This is a genomic window from Candidatus Vicinibacter proximus, assembly GCA_016713905.1.
Classification (GTDB): domain Bacteria; phylum Bacteroidota; class Bacteroidia; order Chitinophagales; family Saprospiraceae; genus Vicinibacter; species Vicinibacter proximus.
Genome location: JADJOE010000001.1, coordinates 1 through 13,198, shown reverse-complemented (window position 1 = coordinate 13,198; position 13,198 = coordinate 1). Strand labels below are relative to the sequence as shown.

At 35.8% G+C, this 13,198-nt stretch carries 11 protein-coding genes; 8 read left to right on the top strand and 3 right to left on the bottom strand.

The features are described from left to right. Window positions 1–65: 65 nt before the first annotated feature. Window positions 66–890 (top strand): methyltransferase domain-containing protein, encoded by an 825-nt coding sequence (locus IPJ83_00055; protein MBK7878941.1) that lies wholly within the window; start codon window positions 66–68, stop codon window positions 888–890. 497 nt (window positions 891–1,387) lie between these two features. Here IPJ83_00055 and IPJ83_00050 read toward each other — a convergent pair whose 3' ends face one another. From IPJ83_00050 to IPJ83_00040, 3 genes are all read right to left on the bottom strand, one after another. Next, the gene (locus IPJ83_00050; GenBank protein MBK7878940.1) at window positions 1,388–1,870 is read right to left on the bottom strand and encodes an IS110 family transposase; all 483 of its coding nucleotides are present in this window, start codon (window positions 1,868–1,870) and stop codon (window positions 1,388–1,390) included. A 206-nt stretch (window positions 1,871–2,076) separates the two neighbouring features. Next, window positions 2,077–2,709 (bottom strand): transposase, encoded by a 633-nt coding sequence (locus tag IPJ83_00045; protein ID MBK7878939.1) that lies wholly within the window; start codon window positions 2,707–2,709, stop codon window positions 2,077–2,079. 1,241 nt (window positions 2,710–3,950) lie between these two features. After that, the gene (locus IPJ83_00040; protein ID MBK7878938.1) at window positions 3,951–5,024 is read right to left on the bottom strand and encodes an IS110 family transposase; all 1,074 of its coding nucleotides are present in this window, start codon (window positions 5,022–5,024) and stop codon (window positions 3,951–3,953) included. A gap of 253 nt (window positions 5,025–5,277) precedes the next feature. Between IPJ83_00040 and IPJ83_00035 the strand changes: the two genes are divergently transcribed. From IPJ83_00035 to IPJ83_00005, 7 genes are all read left to right on the top strand, one after another. After that, window positions 5,278–5,769: a UpxY family transcription antiterminator gene (locus tag IPJ83_00035; GenBank protein ID MBK7878937.1), complete on the top strand. Its 492-nt coding sequence runs from the start codon at window positions 5,278–5,280 to the stop codon at window positions 5,767–5,769. Window positions 5,770–5,965: 196 nt separating this feature from the next. Next, a complete protein-coding gene (locus IPJ83_00030; GenBank protein MBK7878936.1) occupies window positions 5,966–7,063 on the top strand; it encodes a site-specific integrase in 1,098 nt (365 codons plus the stop codon). Between the two features lie 346 nt (window positions 7,064–7,409). Beyond that, on the top strand, window positions 7,410–7,712 hold the full coding sequence (locus IPJ83_00025) for a helix-turn-helix transcriptional regulator (GenBank protein ID MBK7878935.1): 303 nt from the start codon (window positions 7,410–7,412) through the stop codon (window positions 7,710–7,712). After that, complete coding sequence (locus IPJ83_00020; protein MBK7878934.1) at window positions 7,712–8,671, top strand: 5'-nucleotidase; 960 nt, start codon at window positions 7,712–7,714, stop codon at window positions 8,669–8,671. The genes IPJ83_00025 and IPJ83_00020 overlap by 1 nt, the downstream gene beginning before the upstream one ends. A 123-nt stretch (window positions 8,672–8,794) precedes the next feature. Then, window positions 8,795–10,252 (top strand): site-specific DNA-methyltransferase, encoded by a 1,458-nt coding sequence (locus tag IPJ83_00015; GenBank protein ID MBK7878933.1) that lies wholly within the window; start codon window positions 8,795–8,797, stop codon window positions 10,250–10,252. A 14-nt stretch (window positions 10,253–10,266) separates the two neighbouring features. After that, a complete protein-coding gene (locus IPJ83_00010; GenBank protein MBK7878932.1) occupies window positions 10,267–10,491 on the top strand; it encodes a hypothetical protein in 225 nt (74 codons plus the stop codon). A 5-nt stretch (window positions 10,492–10,496) separates the two neighbouring features. Next, entirely contained in the window at window positions 10,497–13,058 is a 2,562-nt protein-coding gene (locus IPJ83_00005; GenBank protein MBK7878931.1) for a DEAD/DEAH box helicase family protein, read from the top strand. The last annotated feature ends 140 nt before the right edge of the window (window positions 13,059–13,198 follow it).

The following is a 13,198-nucleotide window of genomic DNA, read 5'->3' as shown; positions in this document are numbered from 1 at the left end:
AGGCATTTAGAGCCGATTTTAAGCAGTTTGGTTATCTTGCATCTACTCTGTCAATTTTTATTATTATGGATTATCAGACCAACGGAAAGTATTTTGAAACCAATCGACAACTTTGGGAAAAGAGGACCCATGTGCACATTGGTTCTGAATTTTACGAGACGGAGGCCATTGTTGCAGGCAAGTCCTCTTTGACAGAAATAGAAGAGTCTTTGTTGCCGGATCTGAGCGGGAAGAGACTTTTGCATCTGCAGTGTCATTTTGGATTGGACACCATTTCTTTGGCGCGAAGAGGAGCTATTTGTACCGGCATAGATTTTTCGAAAGAGGCCATCTCCAGTGCCAAAACGCTCAGCAAAAAAGCGGGTGTTTCGATAGATTTCAGGGAAGCCAATGTATATGATACGTTGAGTTTAAATCTCGGAAAATTTGATGTGGTTTTTACCAGCTATGGGGTATTGTGCTGGTTGCCAGATTTGGAGGAGTGGGCGGGGATTGTTGCAGATTCTTTGTCGCCTGGTGGAATGTTGTATCTGGCAGAATTTCATCCGGCTTTGTATATGTTTGATTTTAATACCGGGTCCATGTCCTATCCTTATTTTAATACCGGAAATCCCTTTGAAGATCTTGAGGAGAATACCTATGCAGATGGATCAGCATCGATCGCCATGCCTTCCTTTTTTTGGTCACATTCCATATCAGAAGTATTGAAACCCCTTCTCGAAAACAGGATGGTGATCGACAACTTTGAAGAATTTCCTTTTTCACCGTTTAATTGTTTTCCGGCGATGAAAGAGCTTGGTGCCGGAAGGTTTTATTATGGTCCGGGAATCGGCACAAGTGCCGCAGGTGTTTGTGGTGGTGGCGAGGAAGATTTAGATTTTAAATATTAAGAATGGCTGCAGAGCTAGATCAGATATAGATTTTTAATCCGTACTTCAGGCCTCCAGGAGGGATCAGAAAAAATTAACACACCAAAGACAAAGGGCCAAGTTAAAAAAATGGGGTGAAGCCAGTTTTGCGGTCCTATTGGCATTGTTCTTTTTTGTTTGGATAAAAAAAGAACCAAAAAAAATCAAGGCTGTTTTCATTTTTTAACGCTAAAATGGTTTTAAAAAGCTAAACAAAATAAACTCACCTTGAGCAGCATTCATAGCGACAGGCCTTAATCTTATAAATTCATTAGCTTATCCGCAAGCGAGCTCAAACAGTATTTTGTTCTTAACGCTTTTTAAAACCGTTTTAGCTAAAATGAAAAAGGCCGATCTTAATGTCTCCTTCGAAAACTATGTGATGAGGTATTAGAATCTATTTTGGGTCAGGTTACAAAAATGGGGTGAAGCCAGTTTTGCGGTCCTATTGGCATTGTTCTTTTTTGTCTCTTAAGTAACTACATTTCAACTATCTGTAAACCAAGGTTTTTAGCTTGTCGTTTTAACTTCTTAATTTGATTTTCTTTAAATCCATCCATATATTTTTCGATTGGTATTGGGTTAAATTTAACCCTTTCTTTTACCATTTTATAAAAAATAGCCGCAATTTTTCTTGCAGTCGCAACAATTGCTTTTGGCGCCCCATTTTTTGCTTTTATACGTTTATAAAACATCGCTAACCAATTTTTGCTACGCTGTATGGCAAACGCCGCCATTCTAAATATTTGACCTGCGTGGTTTTTCTTTTTTGGAATCCGGCTACTTAATACTTTACCTCCTGATATTTTATTATTCGGCGCTAAGTTTAACCATGATGTAAAGTGTTTTACCGTTGGCCATTTACTCATATCTAATCCGACTTCGCTTATAATTTCTATAGCATTTGTTTCCGTAATCCCAAAAATTTCTGCTAAATCCGTCCCCGTTAGTTCGTACAACATTTCCTTTCCGTTAAAATTCAAATTATTTTTATTACTCTTTTCTTTCTTTTGGGGCTCCACAAATGTATCTACTCCGGATTGTTCACGAAGATGCTCTTCTATTTTAGCATCGCATTCCTTTAGCTTAGCATGATAGAATTGATATATTGAATAACTTTGCTCTAGTTCAAAAACGTGTTCTTCTTTCCAAACCCCCGTTAAGGATTTTATAATACCCTCTTTTTATGCGCTCTAATTCTACTATCGCAACAAGATGCTAATATCTCTGCGTTTCGTTCACCAGCTATGATGGATTTTATAATCTCTTGTCCAGATTTACCTGTAATATCCGCAATAACATGTTGTATTTTAATATTCATTTGTTCTAAAGCTTTATGCATCATGCGAATATGTGTAGCTGACATTTCAATTAAATTTTTTCGATGACGCATATATGCTCTTAATTTACGAGTAAACTTATCGGGTTGAAAACTTGCAGATAATAATCCGCAACTGTGTAATTGACGTATCCAATCAGCATCGCTAACATCTGTTTTCTTTCCTCTTACATTTTTTACATGTTTAGCTGTAACTAATACAACATCAAAACCCGCATCTTCTAATACTAAAAATAAACTTACCCAATAAATACCGGTAGCCTCCATAGCAACTGTATCTACTTTGCATTCTTTTAAAAACACAACTAGGGCGTGTAAGTCTTCAGTAAAGGAGCCAAAGGCTCTTATTGGTTTTTCAGTGGATTCAGGATTAACTGCTACATAATGTTCTTTGCTTGATATATCTATACCTGCCGCGTTAGGATAAATAATCGGAAATGCTTTTGTTTTTTTTTCTTTCATTTTCTTAAAATTTTAAAGTGAATAAAACGAAAGCAGTGTTAAGGTTCTGAGTAATTATCGTATAAGCTCTTAAACGGGGTTTCGCCAAAGGCGAACCACCAAAATGGATTGTCATTCAAAGAACACTACCAAACTTAATAAGGGGCTGCGAGCACCATAACAAAAAACGGTTTTTGTAAACACTGCTTTACGTCTCGCAAGTTACTTTAAAGGATTGAGAGCGGAGCCGCTGTTATAAACTTAATACAAAAAAGAACCAAAAAAAATCAAGGCTGTTTTCATTTTTTAACGCCAAAACGGTTTTAAAAAGCTAAACAAAATAAACTCGCCATGGTCTGCATTCATAGCTCATAGCCTTACTGTCACAAATTCATTAGCATATCTGCAAGCGAGCTCAAACAGTATTTTGTTTTTAACGCTTTTTAAAACCGTTTTAGCTAAAATGAAAAAGGCCGATCTTAATGTCTCCTTCGAAAACTATGTGATGAGGTATTAGAATCTATTTTGGGTCAGGTAACAAAAATGGGGTGAAGCCAGTTTTGCGGTCCTATTGGCATTGTTCTTTTTTGTTTGGATAAAAAAAGAACCAAAAAAAATCAAGGCTGTTTTCATTTCTTAATGCTAAAACTGATGTAACACAAATTATGCATTAGAATTTCTATTCCAAGTCAAAAAATTTCAGCTTTCGTGCTTCCGCCAGTGGTCGGACAAGTCCCTCACATATTGCACTGTCGCAGAGATCATTCAGTCAATCCATTAACTAATTTTCAAATTTTCAAATTCTCTAATTTTCTCGTTAGCCGCTTTCGCGCCTGCCTGCAGACGCAGTCAGGCAGGGTTTCTTCACTTGAAGCACTGTCGTACTTCATTCCGCTTTGCGGAAATCGTTCAGTCATCTCTAATTCCCCTACTAGCCGCTTTCGCGGTTCCTTCCTATGAATTGAATTTCTGCCGAACTAAGTCATGAGGCCCTTAAACCAATTTCTTTTGAAAGCAGAGTGGAATTAACCACCCTACCTTCGCAAGATTTTTTGCTCTTTCAAATATACAACTTTTCTTTACTTATATATCCTCCTATCGGTGGTCAATTTTTAGTTGCCACAAGTATTTATCAATATAGCAAAGTATAATTGATAGCCACACACTCACTTATAGTATTTTGGATACAAGGAACGCGGAAGTGGTCTATTCAACTTTTGCTCGTTTTTAATTTATATAGTAAGAAAAGAGTATAATTTTATTTATTTCAATATTCCGATTTCATAATCTATTTTATTTAACCAAATTGACCTTATACGATTTAATAGTTTTCGTGAAACTTTAATGATAGCTCTTTTACCTCCTACTTTTAGTTTTGTATTATTATAATATTGGGTCATAGCAGGATCACGTCTTATTCCTATCCAGGCGGCTTCTAGGATTAAGCTACGCAATCGCTTATGATGTCTACTTATTATATGTCCTGTACGAATATGTTCCCCACTGGAAAACTCCGAGGGATAAAAACCAACGAATGCATTTAGTTTTTCGAAACTCTTGAAGCGATTCATGTCTTCTATTTCCGTTATTAAAGTAATGGCAGTTATTGTGCCCACACCAGGTACCGTTTTTAATCTAGAAGCAATGGGGGCATACTTTTCACTAACTGCTAGTTTGCGAATATCTTTAAGTACCAGGTTTTTTTCTACCCTTATATTTTCCATCATTTTTATTTGATGGTTTAAAGCAGTTCGTAATGTTCCAAATGAGATAGGTAGGTCTTTTAACCAGTTTATGAATATATTGCTCCAATTTCCGCTTCCAAACCGTTCGGGAATCTCTATACCTACTTGATATAGCATTCCTTTGATTCTATTTTTTGATCTGGTCAGGTCTCGTGTTAATTTTTCATTGGTCCGAACTAGTTGACGATCAGCTTCTGTCTCTTGCGATGGGATGTAGATCGGACACAACATTCCTGCTTGAAGTGAAGATCCAATACGTTTAGAATCGTTTCTATCTGTTTTTGATTTATTTCCTTTGTCGGTCTGGGGTATGTCTGCTGGATTAACAACAATGCAGCTTACACCTTGTCTATCAAATGCTCTCTTTATCCAATAACCGCTAAAACCAGCTTCATAGGCACAACTGTAATTTGCTCCAGGAAATTCACGCTGTAAAAATGAAACTAAAATATCTGGATGAGGTGATTGATGAAAACTTCGCAGGTATTGGCTCCCATAATAAAGTGAAACATTCCAACTCTTCAAATGGACATCTATGCCAACGTAAATGGTTTCTCCTACAAATCCAGCCTTTTGTAATACTTTTGTCATAAGGTTTAGTTTTTAGTTATTTAATTTAAATTGTGGCCTTTGGACCACTTAACTAAAGCTAAACCTTTTTCAATTACATGGATACTCACTTATCGTGCTGTCGCACGATACTCTGCTGTCGCAGAGATCGTTCAGTCATCCATTAGCTAATTTTCAAATTTTCTAATTCTCTAATTTCTCCCTTATTCCCTTAAAATTTACCTGACCTATTCTAAATTATTTCTAATTTAGCACGGCAACTAACCCTAGACGGATGCCAAGCTGGAAGGTCCTATATATTCAAGGCAGATATGAATTTAAAGTAGAGCAGCAACTTGCCCGACTGGGGATAGAACACTATTTACCCAAGGTCCAAGTCATGCGCCAATGGTCGGATCGGATGAAGAAATTGACTGTGCCTGCATTTCCTTCTTATTTATTTGTGTGCAATGAAGACAAGGACCGGCAGGCCGTCTTTCAGGCAAAGGGCGTCCTGCATTATGTACGCCATGAAAACCAGGATGCCATTATAAGGGAAGAAGAGCTTGATATGATCCGGAAGGGAGGGTCCATGATTATTCAGAATTCCTTTCAGGCCATCCGAGGGTTAAAAGGAAAGCAGGTCAAAATAAAAGCCGGTTTATTGGCCGGGAATACCGGAACACTGGTGGATCTCATCGGCAAAAAATTCGTTCAGTTAAAACTCGAAAATCTGTCCATGTTTTTTTTGGTAGAAATACCTACTGATCAATTACAGTTGAACTGAACGAACGCAATATAAGAATCACCTTCCTTGTCTTACTTGCGAATATGTGAGTGAGGACGGCGAAGCCGTAAAATAAAGTTAGCTTCTAATGGATGGAATATTAGGGCGAAACAGGAATTAGTAAGCACTGCAAATATCTTATTGAGCAAAATAGTACGAATGAATATTTTTAAGAACACTATAAAACACCTACCAAATGGAAACCATTTTATTAGACTTAGCGGAGCAAGAGGGAGTGGAGCTGCTCACCATCCGTGTTCCGTATGATCCAATTTTGATTGCAGCAGTTAAGAAAATCCAAGGTGTACGATGGGATCCTGATCATCGTGTATGGAAAGTTCCTCCCAGAAAAGGCTTGCTCATGGAACTCAGAAATAGTTTTGGAGAAAACGCCAAGCTGGACGAAAGTGAACTTAGAAGAAAATTAAATCAAGTTAAGGAGCAACAGAGGTTTCGACATGCGTATGACCTTCCTTTGGAAAGATTTTCGGCATGGCTTAAGAGCAAAAGGTACAGTAAAAATACTCAGAAGACTTATCTCGACGCAATAGGTGTTTTTCTAAAATTCATGAAAGGAAAACCTATCAATGAGATCGTCCTGGAGGACATCATAAGGTTTAATAACGATTACATTCTTTACAAGGCTTATTCTTCTTCCTATCAGAATCAAGTAGTCAACGCATTAAAATTGTTTTTTCGGGTGGAAGAAAACAAGTTAATAGATCTGGAGGAAATACATCGTCCCAGACGTTCCTTTAAATTACCTAACGTACTCAGCAAAGAAGAAGTCAGGCAGATTCTCGACAGTTTAAAAAACCTTAAACACAGAGTAATGCTGAGTCTCATTTACGCATGTGGATTAAGACGGAGTGAGTTACTGGAACTTAGATTAACGGATATAATGTTCGAACGTAAGTTGTTGCTTATTCGGCAATCCAAAGGAAATAAAGACAGGGTGGTACCATTAAGCCAGAAATTGCAGGGTCAGCTGGAGGAATATATAAAATCCTATAGGCCACAGCATTACCTTTTTGAAGGACAAAATGGAGGAAAATACAGCGAGACCAGTCTTGCCAAGGTACTAAAGAATGCTCTTATGGAAACCGGAAATCAAAAGGCAGTAAGTCTCCACTGGCTTAGGCACAGCTACGCGACACATCTTCTAGAAAGTGGAACAGACCTTCGTTATATACAAGAATTGCTAGGTCATAAAAGTAGCAGAACCACAGAGATCTATACCCATGTCAGCCAGAAAAAAATACAAGGCATTCGAAGTCCATTTGACGATTTGTAAAAAAATATACCATACTAAAAGTGTACATAGCTTACAAAAACAGTTGACTTTGTTTACTTTTGGTGTACATATAAGAAGTTAGCACTCACCCTAAAAGACCGACACGACCGACAATAAACCAACAGAAACGGAGGACGAAAATGCCAACGCTTCGCAAAATTAAAAGAGGTGTTTTGCCAACGCACTTGCCGACACAAAAACACCACATTTAATTTTGCCCAACCGCACCCAAAGCCCACCCACCACCCGACAAGTGGACTGTTGAAAATTTGGAGGCAACTTTAGACCTTTTTTCTGAAAATAATTTTTACATTTGCCAATATTTGTCAAGTCAAAAGAAAGCACATTGAAAACAATTGGGACGACATTACGAGAATTACGAGAAGCAAAAGGACTATTGCTTAGAGAAGTTGGAGCTAAACTTTCGCTTGACCCAACCATCTTGAGCAAAATCGAGCAAGACAAAAGAATGCCGACAAAAGAGCAAGTAAAATCACTTGCCAACTTTTATAAAGACCAAAAGAATGAAGTTATAATTGCTTGGCTTTCAGACAAACTTTATTATGAAGTTCAAGACGAAGACCTTGCATTACAAGCAATGCAAGTAGCAGAAGAGAAAATTAAATACAATAAAAAGAAAACAAAATAATGGCTGTAGATTTTTCCGAAATATTAGTTGTTGGAGTTTCCAGCCGAGCACTTTTCAATCTTGAAAAGGAAAATGAAATTTTTAATACCGAAGGTATTTCTGGTTTTAGAAAATATCAACTTGAACACGAGGATGAACCCTTAGAACTTGGGACGGCTTTCCATCTTGTTCAGAGTTTACTTCACTTAAATGAAAATGCTAAGAAAAGAATTGTTGAAGTTGTTGTAATGTCGAGAAACAGCCCCGAAACAGGTGTAAGAATTATGAACTCCGTTGGTAAATACAATTTGGACATTACAAGAATGGCGTTTAGTGGTGGTGAACCTTTAGCACCTTATATTGACGCTTTTGATATTGACTTATTTTTAAGCAAAGACCTTAAAGATGTTCAAAGTGTAATTGATTCTAAAAAATGTGCAGCCGCTTATATTTACGAACCGCCAACAGAAATTAAACCCAGTGACAACAGAGTGAAAATTGCATTTGATGCAGATGCAGTTTTGTTTTCAGATGAATCGGAACACAGATACAAAACAGAAGGAATTGAAGCCTTTCATAAATATGAACAAGAACATCAAGACGAACCATTGGGAGAAGGTCCGTTTGCGAAATTGCTAATTAAACTTTCAAAAATTCAAGAAGAATTACCAACAACAATTGAACTTTCTCCTTTGAGAATAGCAATTGTAACAGCAAGGAATGCCCCATCACATATGAGAGTTATCAAAACGCTTCGCAAATGGGGCGTATATGTTGACGAAGCCTATTTTTTGGGTGGACTTTCAAAAGACAATGTTTTAAAAGCGTTTGGAGCACACATATTTTTTGACGACCAAGAAGTTCACTTAACTGATTCAGCTAAAGTAGTTCCTTCAGGGAAAGTGCCTTACGCATCAGATTCTCCATTACTGAAATTAAATGGAAAATTATCAATCACTAAAGCAAAAGACGAGAAATGAAATTATACGAAACACTTGAAAAGCAACTGAAAAAAAGAACCCAATTACGTTACCGACAACGGAGAACTTAAAAAATGGGTTGTAATAAATAAAGCACAGAATTATGATGCTGAACTTATTGGCTTGTTGCTTGATGACAAGGAACTAAAAGCAAAGTTCTTTCTTGACATTAAAGGTGTTTTGGTTTTCAACCAATCTTTATTTGTGCAGTTCTTGGAGCAAAAGAATTATTTGAATGATAGCTATACTTCATACAAAAACAAAGTTGGTTTAAACATTGACGGAAAATATTTGAAGCAACGCAACGAGGTTGCTTTAGTTTGGCCTTTTAAAGACTGCGTTTTGGAGGGCGGACAAAGTCGTGAAGAAGATAAAAGTGAAGAAATATTTTTTAATGAAACACTTGCACAAGACGAAATTACCCAACTATTAGAGCCAAAGGTTTTAACCAATGCCAAACGCTACACAACCGAAGGCGAAAAACCACTTATTAAATTTAACCGAAACGAAAAAGGAATAATTACCGACAACCTAATTATTAAAGGAAATAACCTTTTAGCACTTCATTCATTAAAAGAGGAGTTTGCTGGACAAGTAAAACTGATTTACATAGACCCACCATATAATACTGGTGGAGACGGCTTCAATTATAATGATAATTTCAATCATTCTTCTTGGATGACTTTTATGAAGAATAGGCTTGAAATAGCTAAAGACTTACTTACTGATGATGGAGTAATTTTTGTTAGTTTAGATGATAAAGAAGCTCATTATTGCAAAGTGCTTATGGATGAAATTTTCAAAAGAGAAAATTTCATAGCAGATATTTGTCATAAATCAAGAGGTTCAATTTCAAATGATAAAATCATCTCTCCTAACCATAACCATATTTTGCTTTTTGCAAAAAATGAACGATTGGTATTTTCAAAAAAAGAGAAATTTGGGGTAAAAAAATCTCTGGATGGTTTTAAACTAAAAGATGACCGAGGCGATTATAAATTAGTTCCTGTAGATGGACCAGGCGGAGCTTCAAAAGGAAATCCTTTTTACACATTTGAAGGAATTGAAGGATATTGGAGATTTTCAAAAGAAAAAATGCAAAAAATGTATGAGGAAGGCTTGGTTGTTAAAACAGCTACTGGACTTCAACAAAAGTATTACAAGGAAAAAGCTGCACTTTCAAAACAAACTGTAACAACTTGGTGGGATGATAATTTTTTAACTTCTTCAGCTACAAGCGAATTAAAAAAGTTAATGGGTGATGCTGTATTTAAAAATCCAAAAAACACCAATCTATTAAAACGAATAACAGAATTATGGACTGAAAATGATGATATAATTCTGGACTATCACGCAGGTTCAGGAACAACTGCTCAAGCTGTTATAGACTTGAACAAAGAAGATGGTGGAAAAAGAAAATTTATTCTTTGTGAACAGATGGATTATATCGAAACTGTTACAACGGAAAGAGTAAAAAAAATAATGAAGGATAATGATGAATTTGTTTACCTCGAACTAAAAAAATCTAATCAAAAATTTATTGAACAAATTGAAACTGCCAAAGACAAAAAGCAGTTTTGAAAATTTGGGAGGAGATGAAAGCAAAATCTTTCCTTAACTACAATGTTGATTTGCAAAAGCAAGAAGCACAAATTGAAGATTTTAAAGCATTGAATTTAGAAGAACAAAAACAACATTTGGTTGAGTTGTTAGACAAAAACCAATTGTATGTAAATCTATCTTCGCTTAATGACAAAGACTTTGAGGTTTCGGCAGAAGAAAAGAAAGTAACTCAAGATTTTTACCAACTTAAAAAATAAGCACAATGAGTTTTTTACACGACACATTGGTGCAGGAGTTTGGTAAAAGAGAAATTGCCCGTGTTCCTGTTCCCAATTACATAACTGACAATCTTAAAACTGGATTTGGTCAACGACCTTACCAAATAGAATCTTTTCAACGTTACATAATTTGCCACAACGAAGATTTTGAAGGCAGACCTAAGAAGCCATTTCATTTGTTGTATAATATGGCTACAGGTAGCGGAAAGACTTTGGTAATGGCTGGTTTAATGCTTTACTTGTATGAAAAAGGTTTTAGAAACTTTCTGTTTTTTGTAAACTCAAATAACATCATCAAAAAAACAAAAGACAACTTTTTGAATCCACAGGCTTCAAAATATTTGTTCAATGACAAAATAGTAATTGACGGAAAGGAAGTTTACATAAAAGAAACCGACACTTTTGAAAGTGCTGATGATAAAAACATCAATATCAAATTCACAACCATTCAGCAACTTCACATTGACTTAAACAACACCAAAGAAAACAGCGTTACTTACGAAGATTTCAAGGACAAAAAAATGGTGCTAATAGCAGATGAAGCACACCATTTAAGTTCAGCAACAAAAAACAACGGTGATTTATTTGGCAGTTGGGAAGGAACTGTAATTGAAATTCTAAAACAGAATTTCGACAACATACTTTTAGAATTTACCGCAACACTTGACTATGATAATGCCGAAATTTTAAAAAAGTATCAAGACAAAGTAATTTTCAAATACGACCTTGCCCAATTTAGAATTGACAAATATTCAAAAGAAATAAATCTTATAAGGTCAGGCTTTGACCAACAAGAAAGAATAATACAAGCATTGATTTTAAACTTGTATCGTCAAGAGTTGGCAACAGCAAACAATATAAATTTAAAGCCTGTAATTCTTTTCAAGGCTAAAAAGACAATAAAGGAATCCGAACAGAACAAGGTAGATTTTCACAATCTTATTGATTTAATGTCAGCTCAATTGGTTGACCAAATAAGAAATACAGCAACAGTTTCAATAGTTCAAAAAGCGTTTAACTTCTTTGATTCCATCAATATTTCATCAGCCGAAATTTCAAGAAGAATAAAATCGAATTTCCGTTTTGAAAATTGCATCAGTGCAAACAACGATGAAGAAGCAGAGAAAAATCAACTTCTGTTAAACACTTTGGAAGATGAGAACAATCCGATTCGTGCCGTTTTTGCAGTGCAAAAATTAAACGAAGGTTGGGACGTTTTGAATTTATATGATATTGTCCGTTTGTATGAAGGTCAGAACACAGGAGGAACAAATACTACCGTTGGAGCAACAACACTTGCAGAAGCCCAATTAATTGGACGAGGAGCAAGATATTTCCCCTTTGCATTGGAAGAAGGACAAGACAAATACACAAGAAAATATGACGATGACCAAGGTAATGATTTAAAAATACTGGAGGAACTTTATTACCATACAAAAGAAGACAGCCGATATATTTCTGAATTAAAGAAAGCCCTTGTAGAATCAGGAATTTATGAGGACGAAGATAAATTGGTAACAAAGCAACTTACTTTAAAACTTGACTTTAAAGAAACTGAGTTTTATAAGACTGGTAAACTTGTTTACAACAAGAAAGTTGAGAAAAGCTATAACAATGTAAAATCATTTGCAGACTTAGGAGTTTCAAAAAGAAATTTTGCTTTCACACTTTCATCGGGTTCTGGTAGAATTTCAAGTGCATTTAGTAAAGAAGAAGAAACTACAACCGAAAAGACAGAAAGCAAAGACATTAAAGTTTCAGCTATTCCAAAACACATCATTCGTTTTGCATTGGCTCAAAATCCATATTTCTACTTTGACAGTTTAGAAAGGTTTTTCCCTAACGTAGAATCACTTTCAAATTTTATTGACAGCAAAGACTATTTGGGTGGTTTAGAAATCACTTTCAATGCTTCAAAAACAAGACTTGCAGACATTTCAAACCACGACTTTTTATTAGCTATTCAAGGGCTTTTACAAAGCATTGAAATGGAAATAAAATCAAACTTGACAGAGTTTGAAGGTTCGGACTACATCAAAGAATATGTTCACAAGGTTTTCAAAGACAAGGAAATTAAAGTTTACAAAGACAGTGAAAGAGCAGACGGACAAGAAGCTTTTGTAGCAAACGAACCTTGGTATGTTTACAATGCTAACTATGGAACAAGCGAAGAGAAGAAATTTGTTGAATTGTTTCAAAGACGCTTTGAAGGACTAAAGGAAAAGTTCACTAACATTTACTTAATCCGTAACGAAAGAGAAATTAAAATCATTGACAAATTAGGCAGAGCATTTGAACCTGACTTTGTTTTATTCTGCAAACAGAAAAAGGGCAAAGAGTTGACATATCAAGTTTTCATTGAGCCAAAAGGTGCTCACTTAATTGCCAACGACAAGTGGAAAGAAGAGTTTTTAAAACAAATCAGAGAAGAAGAAAAGACCATCAAAATTGACACAGACAATTATGTAATAACAGGTGTTCCTTTCTACAACTATGCAAACGAAAACGAATTTAAAAAGACATTAGAAGACACATTAAAAATATAGCCAACGCATTTGGTGGCACATTTGTATTTTTTTCCAACGCACAGACCAACGCTAAAAAAATCCAAAAGAGCCACCAAGCCAACGCACCAAAGACAGACACGAAATGACAACGAACAACCACGACAGAAAAGAAGGGCGAA